Here is a 24,372-nt window from a genome sequence, read left to right as displayed (position 1 = left end):
AAGTGTAACGCTTCGCGTTACTTACTTATATTCTGATTAATTCTGAGCCATTAATACATTTGCGAACGTGAATTTGGGTGGGTAATCGCTCGGCTAAGGATTGAATGTGGGTAATCACACCGATTAAGCGATCCTGTTGGCGCAAGGATTCGAGGATTTGGGTAACGCTTTCGAGGGTTTCGCTATCGAGCGTGCCGAAACCTTCATCAAGAAAGAGGCTGCCCAGTTCAATACCCATAGATAATTTTTCCGATAGCGCCAGCGCCATTGAGAGGGAAGCCGCAAAGGTCTCCCCACCTGAGAGGGTGCGTACACGCCGCTTTTCGCCACCATTCCAATTATCTGCTACCCAATAATCACCACTTTCTATTTGAAGAATATAGCGATCTTCCGAAAGTTGTTGCAAGAGAACTGAGGCACGATTAGCAAGTTCCTGTTGCAGACTATCGAGAATATATTCTTGAAAGCGATTGGATTGCAGATCTTGGGCAAGAGTGTGATAGGTTTGCTCTTGCGCCTGTAAAGCAATTTTACGTTCTTCAAGTTCCTGTGATTCTTGGCGTTTTTGGTGGGCTTGCTCTAACCATGCTTTGATGGAGGCGCGACTTTCACTAGCTATTTGTAATCCTTGTTCAGCTTGTTGTGATTCCTCACGCAATTTTGCGATCGCCTGTTCATCAGTTTGGCGATCGGCAATTGACTCCGCAAACATTTGTAAGCGCGTAGTTAAGTCTTGCTCTTGACGTTGATAGTTCTCGATTTGCTGTTGCCATGCATCCATTTGCGATCGCACAGTTTGAGCAGCGAGAAACTCTAATTCAGTAAAGCTAATAGAGCTAAGTTCCTGTTGCCAATGGGATTCCTGTTGAGCTTGCTCGGTAATGGCGAGATCGTGATTTTCTACAGCCTTAGTTGCCGATTCCTCACGTTTAACAAATGTTTCACGGGCTTGTTGATATTTACTTTCGATGGTTTTGAGGCGATCGCTTAATTCCTTTTTTGCTTGCAAAATACTTTGACGCAAAGATTCATAACTCTTGCCATCAGTAATTGCTAGCAACCGTTGCGAAATTTCCTGTAGTTGCGATTCTCTGAGTACTTTTTCCTGTGCCGATTTATCACATTCTGCTTGGGCTAATTGCAGATTTTCTTGGCTAGTTTTAAGTTTGTTCTCGGCATTTTGAGCAGCTATCACTATTTCCTTTTGTTCAGTAACTAGCTTGAGATATGAAGCCTCTTGAGTTTCGAGTTCTTGGCGATCGCGTAGAATATCGACCGCTTGCCAAGCAGACTTAAGAACTTGATCAATTTGTTTTTGCAATTTAGCAAGTTGTGATTCCAGATCACTAATTTCCTGAGTTTGAATCTGAAACTGTTGCTGCGAAGCTTCCAGACTAGCCTCAATTTTTGCCTTGTCTTGTAATGATTTCGCTAACTGATGCTCAGCGACTTCCTTCTGTTTTACCAATGCTGCCGTATTGATTAATTCTAATTCAGGAAGTTCTGACAATCCCTCTATACTAAAAAGATGATTACACACAGGGCAGTTATCACCATCATGCAATTCGGCGCGTAAGGCGTTAGCGTGACTAGTTTGTAATGCTTGCAGGTTAGAAATTTCCGCTTCTTTGAGAGCTTTACTCGCGACTTGAAAATCATTTTCAGCCTTAGCGATCGCCTGCTGTGCTTTCTCTAGTTGTTGCGTGAATTTCTGGATTTCTGTGTGTAACTGTGTAGTTTTTTGCTGCTGTTTAGTCAGATTTTCTTGCAAAATTTGCCATTGTGTAAGCGGTTCGGCAACTTGACGCAATTGTTCGAGTCTAGTGGGATCATACTGAGAACTTTTAAGCGAAGCTTCAAGGATTTGCAACTTTTTATTAATGGCTTGTAAATCTGATTCGGCAATAGTTACAGCTTTAGTCGCTTTTTGAAGAACCTGCGATCGCTCTTGTAAATTCTGCTCAGCACGTTCCAACTCAGATTCCGATTGTTGTTGCTGTGTATGCAGAGACTCCGCTAGGGCGAGATTACGCTCTTGAGCCTCGATATGAGTTTGGGCGGCGACTTGCTCAGTGCGAGACTTTTCATAGACTTGTTGCTGCTGCTCCAGATCAAGCCTAGAAGTTTCTAGCTGTTTATGCGTATGGGTAAGATCGGCGATCGCCTGTTCCACACGTTTACGCGCAGTCTGGAGAACTGTCCAAGTTCCCATAATCGAATTCGCTAACTGAGCATTTCGCAATTGATTTTCTAAAACTTGGATTTGCGATGCGTCCTGTTGCAATTGCGCTAATTTCACAGAAAGCTGTTGATATTGTTGGATTTGAGCAAAGAGTCTTTCTTCTACCTCCAATAGTTTATGACTTTGCTTAGCTTGTATATCTAATTCAGGAATTAAAATTTCCAGATTCGCTAATTCTAACTGTTGAGCTTCTACTTCCTCTTGCGTTGGTGCTTGCATCCCTTCAAGAACTTTATCTAAACCTTCCCGCTCCGCTTTAAAGCGACTAGTGCGATCGCTTGCTTCTTTCCGCATTTGCTCAAAGATTTGAAATCCTGCTAACTGCCGCAAAATCTCACGCCGTTTACCCGCCTCACCCTTGAGGAATTCATCGAATTGTCCCTGCGGCAAAATGATCACACGGGTAAAAGTCTCAAAGTCCATGCCAATGATGTCCTCTACCTTTTGAGTGCGATCGCATCTTTCCCATTCCCCATCAATCAATTGATCAAACAGAAATTTCTTCTCATCGGTTTTGCCCCGATTGCGCCAAGTTCGCAACACTCGATATTCTGTTTGGCGCATCTCAAACCGAAATTCTACTTTTAGCTGCATAGCCCCTTGGCTGACTAATTCTTTGGATGAATTGGGTTTATTTGCCACCTTGTCATACAGCGCAAAAGTAATCGCATCTAATAGCGAAGTTTTCCCCGCACCTGTTGCGCCTGTAATCGCAAATAAATCAAGGCTCGTAAAATCTAGCACTTGCCGAGTACGAAAACTGGTAAATCCTTCGACAATTAACTCAAGGGGACGCATCAGAAAACTCCATGTAGAATAGCAATAATCAATTAGTCATTTACTCAAAAAACAATGGCTCAAGCGATCGCAGCAATATTTAATCAACCACTTAGTCCAAGTGACTCTGGACAAATCGCGGCTAACTCAGTCCAACCTGAAGTACTCCAAGCGATCGCCAAAGCCCAAGCCAAGCCTAAAATCGTTTGGGAATCTTTGCCTAAAAATTTTATTCTACCCGATGATCCTGTGGAAAGCATTGCTCAACCTCTTCTCGCCACCGCCCTTAATGGATATTCCGAATGAATATGTGCAACGCCCCATTCCGCTCGTAATGGGGGCTATAGGAAATGGCTACGCAATTTCTTAATTTGGCATAGCTGGGTTTGTTTTTTAATTTACGAAAGTGTTGTCACACTTTCGTAAATTGCAGTTATCCCAAGAAAGTTTTTGAAAATGTTGCGAAGCAACACTTTCAAAAACTTTCTTGGTTTGGGCTTGAGCGCAAAGCGCTGTAATATTTATTAGCAATGCAAAAATTATTCTAAATTATTTTCAAGAAATCATGAAATATTGGCGATTAATCGTAGGTATCCTCTTGGCAGTAATATTGCTCATGCCCCTGTCAGTGCAGGCGGCTAGCTCCTCTAGCGTCACCCGTTCTATTTTAAATGAAGCAGGTGGAGAAGACTTTTCGGGAAAAAATCTAATTCGAGCCGAATTTACTAGCGTCACGCTCCGAAATGCTAACTTTACCAATGCCGACTTAAGGGGCGCAGTATTTAACGGAGTGACCTTAGAAGGAGCCAATTTGCATGGCGTAGACTTGAGTTCTAGTCTAGTTTATATCTCTCAATTTAAAAATGTTGACTTAACAGATGCCATCCTCAGTGATGCCAATATGTTGCGATCTAGCTTTGTGAATGTGGATGTGACAGGTGCGGATTTCACCAACGCTTTATTAGATACCCAACAGACAAGGAGATTATGTGTGAAAGCTTCTGGCACAAATTCCAAAACAGGGGTTGACACCAGAGAATCTCTTGGTTGTTAAAAAAAGAAAGAACGGCGCTCTTTCTTTAGAGCGTGTTTGAGAAGTCTCCTATCTAGCATAAATTTCTGCTTTTACCCCCCTTAATCCCCCCTTTGAAAGGGGGGAAACTTGAATCCTCCCCCTTTCAAGGGGGAGTTAGAGGGGGTAAAAAACTTCTCAAACACGCTCTTAATATAAAGGCGGCGCGAAGCGCCGCCTTTATGGCTATTAGAAAACAAGACTATTGCTGACAGACGTAATGTTAGTGTTATTCACCGTTAGCAAATTGACCAGATTATTCGCATTGCCTAAGCCATCGGGAGAGATTTGGAGATTAGTATTTGTGCCAAGTTGCTGAAAGCGCACGATGCCATCAGCGATCGCATTAGTTCCCCTGTAGTTAATCGAACTAAATACACCCTTCAAATTAATCGCGTCACCTGCACTGAAATCGAGAATCGTATCCCCTGCCTCATTGATATTGTTGAATTGGAAGATATCGTTACCAACACCACCAACGAGAATATCATTGCCTTTACCGCCAATCAGGGTATCATTGCCATTGCCGCTAGAAAGGTAGTCATTAGCATCTGTACCTTGGACAGTATCGCTCCAGCTAAAGCCAAAGCCAAACCTTGAACTGCTAGCCGCTGCTGGATTGCTAGCATAATCAATCAGAGCTTTGCCCATATCAGTCGATCGCCAGTCTTTATTAGCTGCCATCACCCGATCAAGAGTGTCCGCCGCAACATCGGCTCCCTTAATGCGGAAAATGATGTCGTTATAGTCGCGATCGCTAGCTCCATCAAGACGCTGATCTTCGATAGAGATAATTGATGAGCCGTTGCCCACATCAGTTTTACCAATTTGAAAACTGCGACTAGGGTTATTGTCGAGCATCGAAAACAGAGGACGCTTATCGCCATCAATCGCAGGATTGGCGATTACTTGAGAAATCGTGCCATTGGGAACCTGCATCACTCCATAGGAAGTATTAGCAGCAAGGCTAAGCGTCTGGGTTCCCTTATAGACACCAGAGTTAAAATTAGATTCCCAATCTAAGCCACTGGTAAATTTAGCGGCATCCGAATTATCACTTACCAACACATAGCCCTGCTGAGAGTTGCTAGCGACACGACGAGCAGCCTCCGAGATGAATGCTGCCGAACCAGCCCCATAGTTGTCCATCCCATCAAGGCTGAAAATACCCACATCGCCCTTATAATAGCCACCGTCGTAGAGAAATTCAACTTCAACCTTACCCGATTGTCCAGAGGTAATTACGCCCTTGTCATATTCAGCGCGACTCGCATAGGACAGTAATTCTTTTGCTGCATCCGAACCTCGCCAATCTTTTGTAGGATTAACAAAGCTACTCATTAAAGGAACGTCGCTAGTAGCCCCTTTGACCTGAAAGACAATGTCGTTATAGTCGCGATCGGCAATATTGGGTAAATCCAGACGGTTATCTTCAAAGGCATAGGTGTTTTTGCCATCGACATTGACCATTTGTCCCATAGAGGTTCCAAAGGGGTTAGCTTCTGGAATTGAGAAAAGGGGTAGGTTACCAGTTTGCGAAATAGAGGAGATATTGTTAGCGATCGCCGCTACGGTATTGTTCTGCACCAGCATAAAGGCGAAGTGACCACGGGGAGACAGGTCAAAAGTTTGAGCGCCTTTATAAGTCCCCGAATTAAAATCTGCTTCCCATGCAACTTGATCAGAAAATCTTGCCGCATCGGAACGATCCTTAATTACCACATGACCCAGATTAGATTCGCTGAGAGCGCGACGGGTTGCTTCTTGGATAAATTCCGTTGAGCCTGCCTTTAGGTTTTCCATTCCATCAAGGCTAAAGATTGCCAGTTCACTCTGATAGTAGCCACCATCATGAAGAAAATCAATGCGAACCTTACCCGTTTCACCCGTATCAAAGATGCCGCCACTATAGTCGGGGCGAGTCACATACTGCACTAATTCCATGCCCACCGAAGAATTGCGCCAATCGCGATCGCGATTAACTTCTGCATCCATCAAGGGTGCAACTCCCTTAGCTCCCGTAAAACGGAAGACCATATCGTTATAATCGCGATCGGACATCGTCCCCCAATCAGTCCGCACATCTTCCATGCCGAATGTGTCACCCTTGCCCGTCACATCGACAATTTGACGAATGTTAGTCGGTGCGCCAATATTGGCTTGGGGAATTGAGAAAATAGGTAAGCGATTACCCGACCACATCTTCGTGACATCATTTGCTAATTCCTGCACTGTCGAATTTTGAATCAACATCACCGCGAAATCTTCGCCCACGTTCATCGCAAAGGTTTTCTCGCCTAGATAGGAACCGCTATTAAACCCATCTTCCCAAGCAAATTTAGCGGTATACTTTGCGCCTTCAGTGCGATCTTTGATCACAATATGTCCCTGAGTAGAATCGCTCAAAGCTCGGCGAGTTGCCTCTTGAACAAACTCGTAGGAATCCACCTTTAATCCTTCCATTCCCTTCAGGCTAAAGATTGCCATTTCGCCCTGATACCAACCACCATCATAGAGATACTCTACGCCTACTTGTCCTGAATCATCGACGCGAAATATCCCCGAATCAAAAGTAGAACGACTCGCATAGTCTGTAATCTGTTTACCGATCGCTGTATCAATCCAGTCTTTGGTAACCGCCATCGTATCTTCAATTGCAGGGATGCCATTACCCTCAGCACCCGTAAATTGAAACACTAAATCGTTATAGTCATAATCTGAGCCGCCCTTCAGCCGCACATCTTCCATCCCAAAGAGATTGCCACGACCACCAACATCATCTATTTGAGCAAATTGATTGGTAAGATCGGGGTTAGCGGCACTAATCGAAAATAAAGGAGCGTGATCGCTAGTTAACTCTAGTCCATTATTAAGGCTATTAAAAGTATTGCTGACAGTTCCATTCGATACCAACATAAAGGCAACGCGATCGCCCGCTTGCATGGAGAAATTCTTGATTCCTTTATACGCGCCGCTATTGAAATCATCTTCCCAACCGAGTTTAGCGCTAAATTTTGCTCCTTCGGAATTATCTGAGACTAAAATTCTGCCTTGAGTCGAATTAGTCAAAGCGCGGCGCGTGGCTTCTTGGATGAAAGCATCTGACCCAACTTCTAAGCTATCCATCCCCTTTAAACTGAATATAGCAAGTTCGCCTTTAAATAATCCGCCATCAAAGAGAAAATCAAAACTAAGTTGTCCCGTTGTTCCAACTGTAAATGTTCCTTGAGATGTGCTTTGAAGTGGCATGACGAATAACCTTGAGATAAATTTATTTTTACTTGTACTTATTTTTTGACTTGAGGAAATAGCAGTTTTCAAACAAAACAATTTCATTTAAAAACTGCTATAACTACTTCTAACGAGCTACCTATTCCCTTGGGTTATTTTTATCAAGACGATATTTAAACCTCATGTCACCTAGGTTAGGGTTTGCAGTTAGCTTTAAGGTCAATATGACTGCCATAGAAATATCTATTAAAAAAACTTATCAATCATCCTTGACTGGTACTAAATATATAAGGAGGGTCGGCGCTTCGCGCCGCAAAAAAATGGTGTAGCCATTTTTTACCTTGGTATAAATTCGTAAAAGAATATGGAATCTAACGGAAATGCATCAATTAATACTCGCGGATGGCTGATTGGGGAACTTAGCCGATTAGCAGAAATTCCCACCGCCACAATTCGCTATTACGAACGATTAGGTTTGCTTCTGGAACCTTTGCGATCGCCACAGGGATATCGACTTTATGCCCCCGATGCCTTAGAGCGACTATTATTTATTCAAAGTGCCAAGGCTTTTGGGCTATCTCTGGAAGAAGTTAAACAATTACTTGATTTGCAAGCCCTGCATACGATTCCCTATGCCACCTTCAAACAAATGGTATCTCAGCATCTAGAAAAGTTAGATAGCCAAATTCAAGAATTAATGACGCAACGGCAAACGATCACTCAACGCTTAGAGCGAATCGCCGAAGACTTGCCCGATCGCGATATTCAAAACTCCGAGACTCCTCAAAATCTTTTGCTCAATCTCATGAGCGAAGCCACCGAGTCCTTGTTATTAGAAGAAAATCAAGGCGATCGCCCAGCATCTATTAATTTATTTAGCAATCGCAGCCAAGAAGTTCTTTATATGTATTCCGTTGGCAAGCGGAACTTTCGCTTAATCAATTTGGTGAGTGCCAAACTCAATGGGGCAAATTTAAGCGGAGCAGACTTTACCAATGCCAAATTAATGCTTGCCGATTTGTGTGAATTATCGGCGATCGAGTCTCGATTTGTGGGCGCAAATTTGGCTGGAGCCATCATGAGCGAAGCTTGTTTACAAAAGGCTAACTTTACGGAAGCTCTGTTAATGGGCGTAGATTTGAGCGGTGCTGATCTCGCAGGCGCAAATTTTACCTCGGCAAATTTAGGAGGGGCAAATTTTAATGGTGCGAATCTACAGGAAGTTAATTTTAGCGATGCAGTTTTAACAGGCGCAGACTTTACAAACACTAAAATTTAAAAAAGAGTGGCGACGCAAAGCGCTGCCACTCTTTTTTAATAACTGATGTTACGTGGAACCCTCACCCCCCAGCCCCCTCTCCCGTCAAGGGAGAAGGGGAGTAAGACAATTTCTTGTTCCCCTCTCCCCTTTTGGGAGAGGGGCTAGGGGTGAGGGTCTTGGAAACTTCCACGTAACATCAGTTAATAAACAAATATACTTTGTTTTCTCTATTTGCTTACTCTAAAGGTTCAACTGAGACACCTCGAATAATACGTGATAACTCCGACTTCTCATCTACCGATACTCTCGTTGGCGAACCACTCAGAATTCTCTCGAAACCTTGGAAGGAATCCTTAATTTGTGCGCCCTGATCGGTAATGATATATTCACGAATACGGCTATCATGGCGAGATCCGCGCATCTTGAACACATTCACGGCGCGAGACATTTGACCACGAATTTCCACATACTGCAACAGAATAATCGTGTCTGTAATTGTGGAAATATGCGATTCCGTAATTGAATGCGAACCCATGAATTGATCGGTGGTATTCGTAAATAAGCCCGTAATTTCCTCCTGTTTGACATAGCCCGTTAAGCCAATCACAAACTGACGGAAAGTATTGTTGCTGACTCCTCTCGCTAGAGCCGAGAGAGAGTCGATCGCAATTCGCGAGGGCTTAAACATCTCGATCTCAGACTTAATTACCTGCAAGTGATCTTCTAAACCAGAAGACTCTGGATACACACAGATAATTTTGAGTAAACCAGAGCTTTCCCACTTATCAAAGTCCGTACCCCAAGATGAAGCATTGCGCGTAAGTTGCTGACGAGATTCTTCATAGGCAAATAAAATCGCCCGTTCCCCATTTTCACAACCATTCTCAATAAACTTACTGACCATCAAGGTCTTACCCGTACCCGTAGCGCCAGTAGTTAAAATAATTGAGTCTTTGAAGTAGCCGCCTCCGCACATTTCATCCAGCGTGGCAATACCCGAAGAAACTCTGGTATTGGAAGATTTTTGAGTAAGACGCATTGCTCCCAATGGGAATATATTGATTCCTTTGCTGGTCATGGTAAATGGAAACTCTCCCTTCATGTGAGTAGTTCCCCGCAACTTGAGAATTTCCGCTGTGCGATGACGACGTTCCCCATCTAAGACATTTCTTAAAATAATTACGTTGTCTGAGACGAATTCTTCAACCCCAAATCTTGCCACTGGTCCATACTCTAACTCGCGTTCAGTGGTCATTACAGTAGTAACACCCAAGGATTTTAGCCGCGCCACAATCCGAAAAATTTCTCGGCGAACTAAGCCCAAAGAGTCGTACTGCTGAAATATGGCAGTCATCGAATCAATCGAAATTCGCTTTGCCTTGTATTTGATAATCGCGTATTGAATCCGCTCAATTAAAGCCGACAAGTCAAAATCCCCTACCACTTCCTGTCCTTCAGGATCAGGAGAAGCATCAAGGATAAATAACTTACCTTCATCGATTAATTTTTGTAAATCCCAGTTAAAGCTATAGGCATTTTTAATAATGTCTGAGGGAGACTCTTCAAAGGTAACAAATACACCATGCTCATCTAGCCCCGTAATGCCGTTATAGAGAAACTGCATTGCTAAGAGGGTTTTCCCAGTCCCAGAGGTTCCACTTACCAGAGTTGATCGCCCTTTCGGTAGACCACCGTGAGTAATATCATCTAAGCCCTCAATCATGGTGCGTAGTTTTTGCACCCCTAGCTCTTGCCTTTTGGTTTCACTATTACTGTCAATATCAATGTCACTGCGTGAGCTAGTCATTGCCCATTAACTCCTCATATAGTAAATCTAGTCCAATTAACACTTTTTCGCGATCGGAAAGATCGCCAATAATTTTTCTCACAGGCGGCGGCAAGACCTTAGCTAACGTTGGAGTAGCTAATATCTTGTCCTCCTCTGCTAGTCGAGGATTTTTAAGCACATCAATTACCTTTAATGTATAAACTCCTTGAAATTCCTTTTCAAGAATATCATTGAGCATCTTCAACGCCCGCACCGAGTTCGGCGTGTTTCCCGCGACGTAAAGTTTAAGGACATATGTTTTACGAATCATTTCATTAAAATTGCTTGCTTCGGCTATTTATAACTTATCTCTTAAACTTCTCTAGATTAAATTGTTGCATTTAGTCTAGCTCTATCCCCAAATCTGGACAAAGTTTAAAGATTTACAATTAACTCAAGATCCAGTGGTTTTCATTTTGCCTATAGCAAAATAAAAACCGTAAACCCCTAGGGTGATGTTTTTATTTGGTTAACCTATAGTTTAAGTTCTAGGTATAGAACGGCGATATAACTCACATAGATGCGCGATGATATCGATCAAAGTAATTCGATAGTCCAACAAAACTTCATCATTGCGCCCCTCTAGTCTTAACTGCTTGGCAAAATCGTCCATCAGCTCCATGTGAATTTCTAAGACCTGAGAAACAGAAAGATCAGCAAAAAAAGATAGGTTGACGAATTCATCTATTTTGGGATTTAAATCACTATTCGCCTCCAAAAAATACTCTAATATGATGGATCTATAGATATTCTTTAGCCTTACAATGTATTCCTTCCTATCTTCAGGTGATAGGTTTCTCAGGAACAACCGTGAATCGCGTTTGTAATACACCCCCAAATACCCTAATCTCTCATTGAGTTTGTCAGCTAGTCTTTGTTGTTGAACACTTAAGGATTCGGAAACCGTGGTATGCGGAATGTTGACGTAGACTTGATGTTTAACCTGAGGAGAAATTTTGATAAAAGTAGCGATCGCCTGATCAATGATGGTGGGCAAATCTGGCAACTGCTCAAAGTTAATACTAATACTGGCTCGATAAAAGTCTTTTGATTCAGTTTGTTCATAAGGACTTTCACCATTGTTATGAAGATCTTCTAGAACTAGTATGGTAGGTATAAAGATATTTAGCTTGCCGAGATGATCAAGGACAACTTCAACATCCTTAAATATAACCAAACAATCTTGGGTAGTTTGAGTTTTCTTTAATAAACTTACAAGTGCTTCTAGGTCTGATATAACCGTAAGGCTATAGCGATCTTCTGGCAAAAACTTTATTAGAGTAGCTTGTGTTTGGGTGACATCAGATTCAGCCACCAAACAGCATACTTGTAAATTGGTTAAAACAGGCACAGGCTATTGGTGAATTGAACGTCAGAAATTTTATCTTAATCTTTATTTTCGCACTTAAATAGCGAAATCATGTGAGATTGATGGTCGTACTATAAATATAAATTTACAGGCTTTCGGTGATAAAGCATACTTATTTACAATAACCCGTAAGGGTTTCAGCGTATGGATACCCTAATCTTAAATCAGTCTTTAGAAATATATGGGCAGCCCCATGTTGCTATATGCAGATTGTCTGACACGACTTCTGAAGCCTTAAAGCTTCTTAAGAAAGGATGGTCGAATGTTGTGGTTTTAGATCTCCAAGATCAGCCACAAGGGTTATTTAATGCGCGTTGTTTGCTAAATTGGCAATCTGACACTGAGAGTTGTGTCTTTGCAGCGCCTTCGATCACTTTAGAAGAAGTTGACCTAGAGCCTTTGCCAGCTATTTCTAGTGCGATGTCGATTGCTGATTTTTTGCAGAGAATTTCGCAATATCGACATTCCGCCGAGACTTGGGCGTTAGTGAATACGAATAGCAAGTTTGTGGCAATTTTGGAGGTGTCAGGATTATTGCGATCGCTGACGCAATTACAACAAAGCCAAAAGCCTTCACCAACATCATTACTCTTGCCTTTAATTTATCAATTACCTCTGCCCGTTATGGTGAGCGATCAGGACGGCAAGGTAGTGGGAATGAACTCGGCATGGCGCAATAATCTTTATGAGAGTCTGCACAGTAATTCTGGAAATAACAATAATAGAAATGAAGGTAGTGACAAGATTTTTAATGGTCACTCTCGGGATTTAGAAGATTCTCCGCAAATACTCCAAACTAAACTTCCCGAAACTCAACAATTCTGCACTATTAACGGAGCGCCTTTTACTTGGCAAGTGGTTAATGTGCCTTTGCATGGGAGCCTTCAAGGACTAGAATTAGCGATCGCCTACGACATCACAGCTCAAAAAAATCTTGCTCAAGAACTATCAGGCGTAAGTCGCCTCAAAGATGAATTTTTGACCTGTATTAACCATGAACTCAAAACACCATTAACCTCTGTAATCGGCATTGCTAGCCTCTTGAGCAACAATACCTTTGGTGAGCTAAACGAGCGCCAGAGCCGCTATATGAAAATGATCCATCAAAGTGGTAGGCAGTTAGTTTCGATCATTGACAATATCTTTGACCTTGCCAAAGCGGAAGCAGGACAATTAGAGCTATATGCAGAAACGATTTCCGTAAAAGATGTCTGCCAAAAAAGTATTCAGCAGGTACGCAAATTAGTACAGCAGGATTCCACAATTTTTCGCAACCATAACTTTGAAGAAGGTTGGGAACTAGATGTCCAACTAGATATTGACTCAACGGTGCAAACCATTTTTGCGGATGAGACGCGCTTGCAACAAATGTTGGTGAATCTGCTTTCCAATGCCTTCAAATTTAGTGTTTTACCTTCGGGAATGGTGGAAGATTTGGCTCCAACTGCACCACGAATTGGGATTAATGTGCGCTGGTGGGAAGGTTGGCTAGCTCTGACTGTATGGGATCAAGGCATTGGTATTCCTGAAGAAAAGCAATCCCTTGTATTTCAGAAATTTCAGCAGGTGGAAAATGTATTGACTCGTCGCTTTGAAGGTACTGGCTCTAGTCTTTTACTCACCAGACATATAGCTCGTTTACATGGTGGTGATATTACCTTTGTTTCGCAGGTAGATGTGGGGAGTCAATTTACGATTTTGCTACCTCCTGAACCACTAAGCCCCGAACATCAAACATCAAGAGTTGATAACAATCGCAATCGCTTAGTATTGATTGTGGAAACTTCGGCGGAAACCTTAGAGTGGTTAAGAAATACGCTGGCTTCGCTGGATTATCAGGTGGTAATTGCCCGCACTGGCACAGAAGCTCTAGAAAAGGCGCGCAGATTACAACCCTGCCTAATTTTGCTAAGTCCCCATTTGCCGATGTTGTCAGGCTGGGATGTGCTGGCTCTACTGAAGGGAGATGCGATGACTCAGCACATTCGGATGGTGATGATGAGGCGGAATGATGACTCCATTATTAATTCGCATCAGGCTGATGGAATTTTACTCAAACCGATCAAAACTGAGGATCTCAATACCTTCCTGCCCCACAATACGAATCTTGCTAAGCCTTTAAAATTTCTCTATCTTAATCAAAACATAAACGATAGTGTGGTTAACCTATTACAAGATCTGGGACATTGCCTCCTCGAAGTGGATGACTTTCAGCAATGCGATGTCTTGTCGAAGATCTGGCAACCCGATTTATTTTTACTTGATGGTGATAATCAGTTCTTGCTGACCCATTTAGAAACTATTAGCGATTTCGATATTCTCTCTAGCTTGCCAATTTTACTGATTACGCGATCGGCAGTTGCAGAGATTGATTGGCTGCAAAATCGTTTTCCAAAACTGAGTTTGCGTGATTGCATGGGACTAAGCTTAGATAATTTAGACACTGATAGGGCTGATATCTTGCTAACGTTGCACCAGTCGATCACCAATGCGGTTTGTTTTGTTTCATCGCCTGAGTAAAAAATTTACAATTTGTGACGCACGCGCGGCGATCGCCACAGGTTGTAGTTCTGTTTATTAATCACGCCTAGCTACGATAGCTGTGGTCTGCCTTAACCCAAGAAGTGAATTGCGGCGCTTCGTGCCGCAATTCACTTCTTGGGTTTTGTATCCTAGACAGAATGGCAACAATTATTCACAGGGAAGCTTCGCAACTATCTAAGAAGTTTTGCGTCCTGACTGGAGTGACTATAGCTAAAAATTCGTAGTTTGAGCCATTTCGCGGAACCTAGTTTGATATAAATCAAGCTAAATTAGAGCTTAACAATTCACTTTGCACGTATATTTTTCGTTAATTTAATAACTTACCTGATTCTTAAATTAAATATTACTTACGCAATGCTAATGAATTTACTGAATTTGAGTTAGATAGGACATGCGCTAAGTCCCCATCCTATCTAAGCGATGCGTAAGTCCTATTAAAATCAAATTACACTTTTGAGAAAGACTTAATATGAGTGATATAGGTATAGTCAAAAGCCAAAATCCCCAAGGTAATTACGACGCTTTATGTCGCAAGAGCTTCGCCGTAAAATAAAGAACCAATTTTTGATAGCACGGCTTCGCCACGTCATCAAAAATTGGTTCTTTATTAAATTGCCAAACCTTTAGGGAATGTTGGATGACTCCCAGCCGAGTAGTCTTTCTTCTAGCTCAGCACAGTTCACATCAAGGTAAGGATATTAAGTTAATGTAAGGAGCTTCGACCATCATGACTCAAGAGACTAAGTCCTTCAATACTGAAAGTAATCATGGGACTGATGTCGTACAAGTTGGAATTATGCATTTCCTCACTGGCAAGCTAAGTGCGAGAGAAATGCCTGTGAAAGATGCAGCTTTGATGGCGATCGCCGAAATTAATCAATCAGGTGGTGTGTTAGGACGCACAATCGAGCCAATCGTCACGGATATAGCCGCCTTAGATCAAAATATTGCTGCTCACGCCCGATATTTGTTAGCAGATTTAGGCGTTAAAACTCTTTTTGGTGGGGGGACTGCGTCAGCTCGTAAAAGTATCATCCCTCTCTTAGACAATTACCAAGCTCAACTTTGGTATCCCTACGCCTATGAAGGACTGGAATGTTCTAAAAATGTTTTCTATATGGGAGCTTGCCCAAATCAAGTAGTTTTGCCTGCGATTAATTGGGTGTTGCAAAACAAAGGCGATCGCGTTTATCTAATTGGTACAGATGGGATCTATTCGCGGACAGTTAGCAAAATTATTCGCGCTCAAATCAAGCAGAATCAAGGCTTTTTATTGTGTGAAGACTATGCACCCCATGATATTTCGGTCTATCACGACAATATCGCCAAAATCAAGAATATTAAGCCCGATATAGTCATTAGTACCCTATCGCCAGAGCAATCAATTAATTTTTTGCAGCAATATGCGATCGCCGAGATCAAGCCGAAGGAAATTCCTGTGTTGTCGCTCCGTTTATCGGATGTAGAACTCCAAGAGCTTTGCCTAAGTATTTATCCTTCCTCACTGGTTGGTCATTTAGCTAGCAATAATTACTTTCAGAGTTTAGAAAATACTCAAAACCAAACTTTTTTAGATAAGGCTAAGGTGTGGTTTGGGGCAAACAAAGGGCATCCGCCTGCTGTTAATGCATCGATGCACACCGCCTATGCCCAAATATTTGTATGGAAACAGGCGGTGGAAACAGCCCAAAGCTTTGAATCGGCTCAAGTTAGACAGGCTATTTTAGGGCAAAGTTATTTAGCGCCTATGGGGAAAGTCATAGTTGAGCGCAATCAACATATTTCGACCGCCTGTCGGATGGCGGAGGTTGCCTCAACGGGCAAGCTGGAAATTATTTATACGGTCGAGCCGATCAAGCCTTTGCCTTGGTTAGGAGTAGAGGAGCTGCAATCCAATAGCTCATCGGTGGTAATCGATATGTTGGCGGATATTACACAAGGGATTCAACAAAGCTGGCAATTGGAGAGGGATGCTCAAGAATTAGAGTTTACGATCGCTGAGCTTTTGGGGCGCGGTAAGGGCAAGGGTCGCAATCAGCTTGCGCCCGAAATTACTCGCGCTGCGATGTCTAAAATGTTTAAGGCAAATCAACGGTTGCTCAAAGCCCAGTCTGACTTATTGAATGTGGAAGGGGCTTTGCGTAATGCCAATGAACTTTTAGAGCAGCGTATTGAGCAGCGCACGCAACAATTACAAAAAACCATTAAGCGTCTGCAAAATGAGGCGGCTGAACGCCAACAGGCTGAAAATTTGCTGCGAGAAAGTCAACAACGCTTTTCGGCGATCGCGGATAATGTGCCGGGAGTGGTCTATCGTGCGGTGTTACATCCCGACGGCGAAGTTTCGATGCCCTATATCAGCCCGCGCACTCAGGAGATTTTTGGGATCTCTGTCGAAGAGTTTACGGAGCATTTGGAATGGGTATTTGATATGGCGCATCCCGAAGATCGGGCTAAACTTACGGAGATTGTGCATCAATCTGCTCAAGCATTAAGTTTTTTTGAGCATGAATATCGAGTTTCCAGTTTATTTGAGAAGGTGAAATGGGTACGCATTATTTCCCAGCCGCACCGTAGTGACAATGGCGATACGATTTGGGATGGCGTAATTGTGGATATTAGTCATCAGAAACAAATTGAGGAGTCGCTCCGCCAAGCGGAAGAGAAGTATCGCAGCATCTTTGAACATGCCATTGAGGGGATCTTTCAAGCTCAACCTGATGGTTGCTATATCAATGCTAATCCTGCCCTTGCCAAGATCTATGGCTATGAATCGCCTACGGAGTTATTAACGGGGATTGCTCTGGATGAATATCGCCTCTTTGTTGATCCTGAGCAATATCAAGAATTTCTATTGCAAATGAAAATTAATGGTTCCCTCGCAAGTTTCGAGGCTTTAGCTTATAAGCGCGATCGCAGCATTATTTGGATTTTGATTAACGCAAGAGCTAATTACGATCAACATGGTAATTTCCTCTCCTATGAAGGGATCGTCCAAGATATTACCGAGCGCAAGCATTCAGAGCAGGCGCTTAAAGCGGAACAGGAAAAGTCAGAAAATTTATTGTTAAATATTCTGCCTAAGGCGATCGTCCATCAATTGAAGTTGGGTAACAATGCGATCGCCTCGAGATCCGATAATGTGACTATTTTATTTGCCGATATAGTGGATTTCACTTCCCTCTCCACTCAAGTATCGCCCAGCGAATTAGTGAAGATGCTCAACGAAATTTTCTCTTCTTTTGATCTTCTTGCCGATCGCTTGGGCTTAGAAAAAATTAAAACCATCGGCGATGCTTACATGGTCGTTGGTGGTTTGCCCACCTATCGCCCTGACCATGCCGAGGCGATCGCCGAAATGGCTTTAGCAATGCAAAGCGAAATAACGAAATTTAAACGTGGTGACGATACAACTTTCCGCCTCAGAATCGGCATTAATACGGGTGCGGTGGTTGCTGGTGTAATTGGGATTCGTAAATTTATTTACGATCTCTGGGGTGATGCGGTGAATATTGCGAGTCGGATGGAGTCCCACGGCTTAGCTGGCGGGATTCAAGTTACGGAGTCCACCTATGAGTTACTCAAGGATAAATATTCTTTTTGGCATCGAGGCAAAATATTTATCAAGGGTCGAGGCGAAATGGATACTTATATGTTGCTAGATAGCAAGCCTCAAATATCGTCGGCGGAAATATTAGATATAAAGACCGTAAATATTGCTAGTTAACAAAACCCTTATCTGATAAAAGAGGCGGCGCGAAGCGCCGCCTCTTTTATCAGACAGAGAAGCCCTTGCATTGCTAGATGGAAACTTGGTTATTGCGATTGTGCCAGTAATAGGCGATCGCCAGATTAATCCCTTTGAAAACGTAATAGAGACTGGTAAAAACCACAAAAAATAGAAATGTACCTAAAAAGAATTCCGCGTTACTGAAGTTACTAAGCGCATCTTGAATAACTCGACGTGGTTGCGTCAGCACATGCCAGCTATTTAAACGATTAAATCTGCCCCAATATACGCCGATCGCACAGGCAAAACTGATAGCAACTTCCATAAACGGGATGTATCTACTTAAACGTACCCAGTTTAAATATTGAGTCAGCTTCAGCAGGGAAACCACATAGCATTGAAAGCCTAAGAGCATAAATACCATGTACTGCGGAATTAAGACAAAAATTACCCCATTAGGTGAAATATCTAGCGATCGCGTATCGTCCACAAAATGAATAATATCGGTCAGGATATAGGGAGCATTGGGTAAAAATAAGATAAAAACTATTAAGCCTAGCCACCATATCAAGTTTTGAGGTAGGCTTCTGGGCGATCGCCGATGAAATAAAACAAAGCTCAATAAGCAAGGGATGAGGGCTAAAAAAAGATTCCAACCCATCCACCGAAAATTTCCCAAAAATTGTTCAAATGCTTCTGTCATTTCGGAATGCTCAAATAGGGATTAGGATTAGCTTGTAAGCTGCACAGTAACGCATCAGCCCACTTGTATTTAGTATTAGGATTAACTCCCATGATAAATAGTTTCCCAATTGTCCAAAATTGGTTAATGCAGAATTGGTTAATCGCGATCGCCTTAAATTTTATCCTTGGAGCGATCGCCCTATTACTACCTCGCAAAGTCTTAACCACCGCAGGCATCTACCATGCCTTTGTTTTAGGAGTGACCATCTGGGGCTGCTTGGGTTGGCAAGGTTATGCAGTAATTCTAAGCTATCTCATCTTGGGTTCGGGGGTTACACGCATTGGCAAAGATATCAAAGAAGCCAAGGGCATCGCCGAAAAGCGAGATGGAGCAAGGGGTCCTGAAAATTTATGGGGTTCGGCAGCGACTGGGACTATATGCGCTATAGGTCAAGCGATCGCCCCTAATCCATTATGGCTCTTAGCCTATACTGCCAGTCTTAGCACCAAACTCGCCGACACAACCGCCAGCGAAATTGGCAAAGCTTACGGCAAAAGTACTTTTTTAATCACTACACTCAAACCAGTACCTGCGGGAACCGAAGGGGCAGTCAGTCTCGAAGGCACGATCGCGGGTCTATTCGGATCTGTAATTATGGCGGCGATCGCCTTAGCCGTCGGCTTACTCACTAGTCCTTGGGAGTTGCTCTGGTGTGCGATCGCCGCCTTTATCGCCACCAATATCGAAAGCCTGATCGGGGCAACCTTTCAAGAAAAATACGACTGGCTCACCAATGAGCTAGTTAATGGCATTAATACCACAATTGGCGCAGCGATCGCGGTTATTATTGCCCAATTATGGAGATTCTAGGAGTTTGGTGAGTCGCCAAAGCTCGAAAACCAAACTATCTTTAACCTTAAATTAACTTTTGCTTAACCTCAGAACGAACAACTCAAATCATGATGATTTAACTGATATTTTTATTTAATTTTGCATTGAAGGGAGTTTGATTTTGACTACAATTGATTTGTTTAAAAATGCTAAGGATTTTGTGACTATTCCCGCAGGTCAAGTCATCTTTCAAAAGGGTGAAACAGCTAACTATATGTACGCCATCATTGAAGGTGAAGTGGAAATTTCTATCGAGGGCAACCTTGTGGATACGACGGGTGCAGGGGGGATTGTTGGCGAAATGGCTCTAATTGATGCGACTCCTCGCAGTGCCACCGCGATCGCCAAGACTGAGTGCAAGCTGGTTCCCGTCGATCAAAAACGTTTTACTTATTTAGTCCAACAGACTCCCTATTTTTCAATCAATGTGATGAAAATCATGATTGAAAGAATTAGAAAACTAGATGAACAAGTTTTTGGAAGACACGAATAAAACCCAAAAGAGAGGCGTTCATATACTTGACACACTTTACAAATTCTTACCCCCCTCAGTCCCCCCTTGGAAGGAGGGAAGTCTGAGTTCTCCCCCTTCCAAGGGGGAGTTAGAGTGGGTTCTGGATATTTGGTGTGTCAAGTATAGGAACGCCAAAAGAGAGGGGCGGTGCTTTGTGCCGCCCCTCTCTTTTGAGTTTATAGGTATAAAAGTTTACTAATGGGGTAAAAGCCTCATTTGTCAATTTTTTTAATGAGAACCTAACATTTAAGCAACGGGGCATCGCAAAACTGTAAGATTGAAGCGAATAGCTTCACTTAATCATTAAAGGAATAGTTCACAGTGACTAAAGGAACAGAAATCATTGCGATCGCGGCCCGAGAAATCCTCGATTCGCGTGGCAAGCCAACCGTTGAAGCGGAAGTCAAATTGGCAAATGGCGCAATCGGTCTCGCACAGGTTCCCAGTGGTGCATCTACTGGTAGTTTTGAAGCCCACGAACTAAGGGACGGCGATAAAAAACGCTACGGTGGCAAAGGAGTTTTAATCGCAGTTCGCAACATTACCGAAAAACTCCTACCCGAATTGCAAGGCGTAGATGCCCTCAATCAAGAACTCGTCGATCGCCTCATGATCAAGCGCGACGGCACGCCCAATAAATCAGACATCGGCGCAAATGCCATCTTGGCAGTTTCCCTCGCCACCGCTAAGGCAGCATCGGCAGCGATCGGACAGCCACTCTATCGATATCTCGGCACTCCCCTTTCCAATGTCCTGCCCGTTCCTCTGATGAACGTCCTCAATGGCGGCGCTCATGCAGACAATAACGTAGACATTCAAGAGTTTATGATCGTGCCTGTGGGCGCACCCACCTTTAAGGAAGCCCTCCGCTATGGCGCGGAAGTATTCGCCGCCCTTAGCTCTGTACTGCACGATAAGGGCTTATCGACGGCGGTAGGAGATGAAGGCGGCTTCGCCCCCAATCTAGAGTCCAATCAAGCCGCTTTAGAATTACTCATCGATGCAATTACCAAAGCAGGTTACAAACCTGGCGAACAAGTTGCCCTAGCCTTAGACGTTGCCTCCAATGAACTATTCAAAGATGGCAACTATGGAATTGATGGCAAAACCCTCAGCCCTCAAGAATTTGTCAACTATTACGAAGGTTTGATCTCCCAATACCCCATCGTTTCCATCGAAGATGGCTTAGAGGAAGATCAATGGGCTAGCTGGAAAGCCATGACTGATCAGCTTACAAATACGCAATTAGTCGGTGATGATCTATTTGTAACCAATAAAACCCGTCTAGAGCGTGGGATTCGCGAAGGTTGCGCTAGCGCCATCTTGATTAAGCTCAATCAGATCGGTAGCTTGACCGAAACCCTAGAAGCGATCGCTACGGCTGACAAAAATGGTTATCGCTCAGTCATCAGCCATCGCTCTGGTGAAACCGAAGATACCACCATTGCCGATCTGGCGGTAGCAACCCGCGCTGGTCAAATCAAAACAGGTTCCCTTTGTCGTAGTGAGCGTGTTGCCAAATACAATCGCTTGCTCAGAATTGAAGCAGAACTTGGCAGTCAAGCTGTTTATGCTGGTGCTGTTGGCTTAGGTCCCTCGCGCTAAGCTATAAAACTCTCAAAGAAGAACTGCGGCGCTAAGCGCCGCAGTTCTTCTTTTTATGTCCAAAAATAAAAAAAGCCCATGTAAAAACATAGGCAAACCTTGAAATGTAAGTGACGAAATTAGGCTAACTAGTCAGACTTGATAAGAAAAAGTTAGAAAATCGTCTAAATATATCTGCTATTAGAAAGCACCAAATCCAGATAAAACCTTAGGAACAGTCATGAGCAATATCTTCAAATCTGACCAGATTGTCCAATTACGAAGATAGCTCAAATCACATTCCGTGACTGCATCTAGATCGAGCATGGTAGAACGAGCGCTCACTTGCCAAGCACCTGTAACTCCAGGCAAAGAATTTAGCCTTCTTTTACCACTGCCACTAATGCGTAAAGCATCGTACAAAGCCCAAGGTCGAGGGCCCACAAGGCTCATTTCGCCTCGTAAGACATTAAAAAGCTGAGGTAGCTCATCCAAGCTATATTTCCTCATCCACCGACCTACAGAAGTGATCCGAGGATCGTCTTCGCACTTATGTAAACCTGTCTGACCACTCATGACTAGGTGATGAAGCTTATCAGCATCAGTAATCATGGTACGGAACTTGATAATCCGAAAAAGTCTGCCATTTTCACCAACACGCCATTGATGAAAAAAGATGGGACCCTTTGAATTAAGGGAAATTATGGTGGCTAAGCTCAACATAACAGGGCTAAGTACCATCAAAATAGTCAAAGCTGCTAGCCAATCAAATAAGCGCTTGAGGCTCCAAGATACTACCTTGTCATTTTGAGGTAGTTCGCTAGCATGGGGCAACTTTAGAGAAACACATTTATTTCTAGCTTCATAGCTATTAGCTAAGCGCTTTAGTCGGGCTTCGCCTACTTCAGGATCAACAGTGACATAACTATTATCACCAAGTTTAGAAGTATTAAAGGTAAAAATTCGGGCGGCGATCGCGGCGATCTGAGGTAACTTTAAGTCTCTAACAAAGAGTTTTTTTAAGAATAATCTGGATTGCTTCAGGATTAACTTACAGAATTTAACCATGTAAGCAACTTTTTCCAGACTATCTGTAACTTGCAATCTTTCTGTAAGTTTAGCTGTTTGAATTTTGTCTACAACAAGACCTGTCATATCTTTCCTCTAACTAAAACTTATGTCTCTTAGATTTGCTGCTACTGGTTTACTACAATGTTTTGGATATGAATCAGAGTTCCAGCAAGTAGTAGGAGTATTACGGGAACTCTAGATATCAAATGCACTTAACTAATTAGGAAAATCACTAGATAGGGCTAAGTGAATAGAAGTAACTAGCTGAGTACATCGAATTTAACTAAATGAGCATGAATTTAACTTCAATGCTTTTAGAGTTAGGTTCTGACTTTGTTGTTTACCTTTATCTATCAATTCCATAGACATAGCAACTACTAGAAGTTACTAAAAGGTCATAACAAAAGTTATATAAAAGTTATATTCTTTTTTCGTTTTTTCGGTTTAAATACAGCTAAACAAAAGTAAACCCTTTGAAATCAAAGGGTTTGAGCGTAGTTTATATTTTTGACAGAAAACGATTTTTTTGTGCAAAGCATAAATCAAAAAAGAAGGGCAGTGCTGTAATTCTCCAGCACTGCCCTTCTTTTTTACTCATCTTCCTCATCATCTTCATCCACAGACTTATAACTATGGGGTAATTCCTTCACTGCGTTAGCAATTACGCCGATCAGATTTAATTTCTGAAGCACAGAGATGGCCTGTGAGAACTCCCCACGAGTAATGCGATCTATCCGCCCAACGGCAACCACACCACCGCTACATGAGGCGATTTGAATCGTGTCCACCGTTCCGAGAACTGGAGGTGAGTCAATAATTACCAGATCGTACTCTTGCTCGAACCTACTGATTAGTTTTTGCATCCATTCTGAACTTAGCAAGGTCACTGAGTCGCTCGGAATGGGGCCTGCGGTCAGAATATCGATCGTGGAGTTAGATGACTGAATTACATCGCGGCTATCGATATTACCGTTGCTTGCTAGTAAGGTGGATAGCCCTCTATCGTTGGGCAAATTGAGCTTTTTATGGAGAGTCGGCGATCGCATGTCCGCATCAATCAGTAATACCCGTTTGTGTAATCTCGCCGCACAGGTAGCTAAACCAAGGGCAATGGTTGATTTACCTTCTCCTGGTAATGCCGAGGTAATTACTAGCGATCGCACAGGTGATTCTTGAGAATAACTATTAAGCTGAATATTTTTATAGATTAGGTCTAGAGACTCTCTAAAGGGAAGCCATTGGACGATCTCAATGGTGAGGGGTGATACCGACTGTCCTTTGAGGAACTGAGGCAAGAAATTGGAGTTAGATTCCTCAGCTTGAAAGTATTGAGGAGTCATCCCTAACAAAGATAGCGAAGAAATTTGTTGCTCTAGCTCGTCATAGGTACGCACCGTATCGTCTTGCATATCCCTAATAAAAGCAGCCGCACCACCCAAAAATAAACCTGCAACTACACCTAGTAACTGATGTTACGTGGAAGGAATAGCCAGTTTTTGGAGTTGAGAGAAACTAGCCCTAATAGCATTGAAGTAGAGTTTAGACTTGAGAGCAAAGTGATTGAGTTTAGTTT

The 24,372-nt window shown here is 42.9% G+C and carries 16 protein-coding genes; 8 read left to right on the top strand and 8 right to left on the bottom strand.

All coding sequences use genetic code 11. The features are described from left to right. Window positions 1-25: 25 nt before the first annotated feature. Window positions 26-3,040 carry an SMC family ATPase gene (locus H6F42_RS02705; protein WP_190397824.1) on the bottom strand — a complete coding sequence of 1,005 codons (3,015 nt, stop codon included), beginning with the start codon at window positions 3,038-3,040 and terminating at the stop codon, window positions 26-28. 54 nt (window positions 3,041-3,094) lie between these two features. Between H6F42_RS02705 and H6F42_RS02700 the strand changes: the two genes are divergently transcribed. Both H6F42_RS02700 and H6F42_RS02695 read left to right on the top strand, forming a co-directional pair. Further along, a complete protein-coding gene (locus H6F42_RS02700; protein ID WP_190397970.1) occupies window positions 3,095-3,325 on the top strand; it encodes a hypothetical protein in 231 nt (76 codons plus the stop codon). 259 nt (window positions 3,326-3,584) lie between these two features. Further along, window positions 3,585-4,073 carry a pentapeptide repeat-containing protein gene (locus tag H6F42_RS02695; RefSeq protein WP_190397823.1) on the top strand — a complete coding sequence of 163 codons (489 nt, stop codon included), beginning with the start codon at window positions 3,585-3,587 and terminating at the stop codon, window positions 4,071-4,073. A gap of 207 nt (window positions 4,074-4,280) precedes the next feature. Here H6F42_RS02695 and H6F42_RS02690 read toward each other — a convergent pair whose 3' ends face one another. Beyond that, complete coding sequence (locus H6F42_RS02690) at window positions 4,281-7,340, bottom strand: DUF4114 domain-containing protein (RefSeq protein ID WP_190397822.1); 3,060 nt, start codon at window positions 7,338-7,340, stop codon at window positions 4,281-4,283. Window positions 7,341-7,686: 346 nt separating this feature from the next. On the opposite strand from H6F42_RS02690, the gene H6F42_RS02685 reads away from it, so the two are divergent. Further along, window positions 7,687-8,601, top strand: coding sequence for a pentapeptide repeat-containing protein (locus H6F42_RS02685; protein WP_190397821.1), 915 nt, complete (start codon window positions 7,687-7,689; stop codon window positions 8,599-8,601). Between the two features lie 217 nt (window positions 8,602-8,818). Here H6F42_RS02685 and kaiC read toward each other — a convergent pair whose 3' ends face one another. The 3 genes from kaiC to H6F42_RS02670 all read right to left on the bottom strand — a co-directional run bounded on the left by kaiC (window position 8,819) and on the right by H6F42_RS02670 (window position 11,762). Continuing rightward, window positions 8,819-10,390 (bottom strand): circadian clock protein KaiC, encoded by a 1,572-nt coding sequence (gene kaiC, locus H6F42_RS02680; protein ID WP_190397820.1) that lies wholly within the window; start codon window positions 10,388-10,390, stop codon window positions 8,819-8,821. After that, window positions 10,383-10,682 carry a circadian clock protein KaiB gene (gene kaiB, locus H6F42_RS02675; RefSeq protein ID WP_190397819.1) on the bottom strand — a complete coding sequence of 100 codons (300 nt, stop codon included), beginning with the start codon at window positions 10,680-10,682 and terminating at the stop codon, window positions 10,383-10,385. Before kaiB ends, kaiC begins: the two co-directional genes overlap by 8 nt. Window positions 10,683-10,892: 210 nt before the next feature. Then, window positions 10,893-11,762 carry a circadian clock protein KaiA gene (locus H6F42_RS02670; protein ID WP_190397818.1) on the bottom strand — a complete coding sequence of 290 codons (870 nt, stop codon included), beginning with the start codon at window positions 11,760-11,762 and terminating at the stop codon, window positions 10,893-10,895. A 162-nt stretch (window positions 11,763-11,924) separates the two neighbouring features. Here H6F42_RS02670 and H6F42_RS02665 point away from each other — a divergent pair, with 162 nt between their 5' ends. Then, window positions 11,925-14,300, top strand: coding sequence for a hybrid sensor histidine kinase/response regulator (locus tag H6F42_RS02665; RefSeq protein WP_190397817.1), 2,376 nt, complete (start codon window positions 11,925-11,927; stop codon window positions 14,298-14,300). A 751-nt stretch (window positions 14,301-15,051) separates the two neighbouring features. Continuing rightward, window positions 15,052-18,051 (top strand): transporter substrate-binding protein, encoded by a 3,000-nt coding sequence (locus tag H6F42_RS02660; RefSeq protein WP_190397816.1) that lies wholly within the window; start codon window positions 15,052-15,054, stop codon window positions 18,049-18,051. Between the two features lie 73 nt (window positions 18,052-18,124). On the opposite strand, the gene H6F42_RS02655 is transcribed toward H6F42_RS02660, so the two are convergent. Further along, the gene (locus H6F42_RS02655; RefSeq protein WP_190397815.1) at window positions 18,125-18,757 is read right to left on the bottom strand and encodes a DUF1361 domain-containing protein; all 633 of its coding nucleotides are present in this window, start codon (window positions 18,755-18,757) and stop codon (window positions 18,125-18,127) included. Between the two features lie 90 nt (window positions 18,758-18,847). Here H6F42_RS02655 and H6F42_RS02650 point away from each other — a divergent pair, with 90 nt between their 5' ends. From H6F42_RS02650 to eno, 3 genes are all read left to right on the top strand, one after another. After that, a complete protein-coding gene (locus H6F42_RS02650; protein ID WP_190397814.1) occupies window positions 18,848-19,609 on the top strand; it encodes a TIGR00297 family protein in 762 nt (253 codons plus the stop codon). A 142-nt stretch (window positions 19,610-19,751) separates the two neighbouring features. After that, on the top strand, window positions 19,752-20,123 hold the full coding sequence (locus H6F42_RS02645) for a cyclic nucleotide-binding domain-containing protein (protein WP_190397813.1): 372 nt from the start codon (window positions 19,752-19,754) through the stop codon (window positions 20,121-20,123). Window positions 20,124-20,465: 342 nt separating this feature from the next. Beyond that, window positions 20,466-21,749: a phosphopyruvate hydratase gene (gene eno / locus H6F42_RS02640; RefSeq protein WP_190397812.1), complete on the top strand. Its 1,284-nt coding sequence runs from the start codon at window positions 20,466-20,468 to the stop codon at window positions 21,747-21,749. Window positions 21,750-21,929: 180 nt separating this feature from the next. Here the strand turns inward: eno and hepC are convergent, their stop codons facing one another. Together hepC and H6F42_RS02630 are read right to left on the bottom strand one after the other, a co-directional pair. Continuing rightward, entirely contained in the window at window positions 21,930-22,883 is a 954-nt protein-coding gene (gene hepC, locus H6F42_RS02635; protein WP_242018303.1) for a heterocyst development glycosyltransferase HepC, read from the bottom strand. A gap of 506 nt (window positions 22,884-23,389) precedes the next feature. Then, window positions 23,390-24,208, bottom strand: coding sequence for a CpsD/CapB family tyrosine-protein kinase (locus H6F42_RS02630; protein WP_190397811.1), 819 nt, complete (start codon window positions 24,206-24,208; stop codon window positions 23,390-23,392). Window positions 24,209-24,372: the final 164 nt, after the last annotated feature.

Origin of the sequence: Pseudanabaena sp. FACHB-1998, assembly GCF_014696355.1 — a bacterium.
GTDB lineage: Bacteria > Cyanobacteriota > Cyanobacteriia > Pseudanabaenales > Pseudanabaenaceae > Pseudanabaena.
The sequence above is the reverse complement of the archived record's forward strand: the minus strand, read 5'-3'. Positions and strand labels throughout refer to the sequence as shown.

Coding starts and splice junctions, on each gene's coding strand:
- H6F42_RS02705 (WP_190397824.1), bottom strand. CDS start 3,040: ATGCGTCCCCTTGAGTTAATTGTCGAAGGATTTACCAGTTTTCGTACT.
- H6F42_RS02700 (WP_190397970.1), top strand. CDS start 3,095: ATGGCTCAAGCGATCGCAGCAATATTTAATCAACCACTTAGTCCAAGT.
- H6F42_RS02695 (WP_190397823.1), top strand. CDS start 3,585: ATGAAATATTGGCGATTAATCGTAGGTATCCTCTTGGCAGTAATATTG.
- H6F42_RS02690 (WP_190397822.1), bottom strand. CDS start 7,340: ATGCCACTTCAAAGCACATCTCAAGGAACATTTACAGTTGGAACAACG.
- H6F42_RS02685 (WP_190397821.1), top strand. CDS start 7,687: ATGGAATCTAACGGAAATGCATCAATTAATACTCGCGGATGGCTGATT.
- kaiC (WP_190397820.1), bottom strand. CDS start 10,390: ATGACTAGCTCACGCAGTGACATTGATATTGACAGTAATAGTGAAACC.
- kaiB (WP_190397819.1), bottom strand. CDS start 10,682: ATGATTCGTAAAACATATGTCCTTAAACTTTACGTCGCGGGAAACACG.
- H6F42_RS02665 (WP_190397817.1), top strand. CDS start 11,925: ATGGATACCCTAATCTTAAATCAGTCTTTAGAAATATATGGGCAGCCC.
- H6F42_RS02660 (WP_190397816.1), top strand. CDS start 15,052: ATGACTCAAGAGACTAAGTCCTTCAATACTGAAAGTAATCATGGGACT.
- H6F42_RS02655 (WP_190397815.1), bottom strand. CDS start 18,757: ATGACAGAAGCATTTGAACAATTTTTGGGAAATTTTCGGTGGATGGGT.
- H6F42_RS02650 (WP_190397814.1), top strand. CDS start 18,848: ATGATAAATAGTTTCCCAATTGTCCAAAATTGGTTAATGCAGAATTGG.
- hepC (WP_242018303.1), bottom strand. CDS start 22,883: ATGACAGGTCTTGTTGTAGACAAAATTCAAACAGCTAAACTTACAGAA.
- H6F42_RS02630 (WP_190397811.1), bottom strand. CDS start 24,208: ATGCAAGACGATACGGTGCGTACCTATGACGAGCTAGAGCAACAAATT.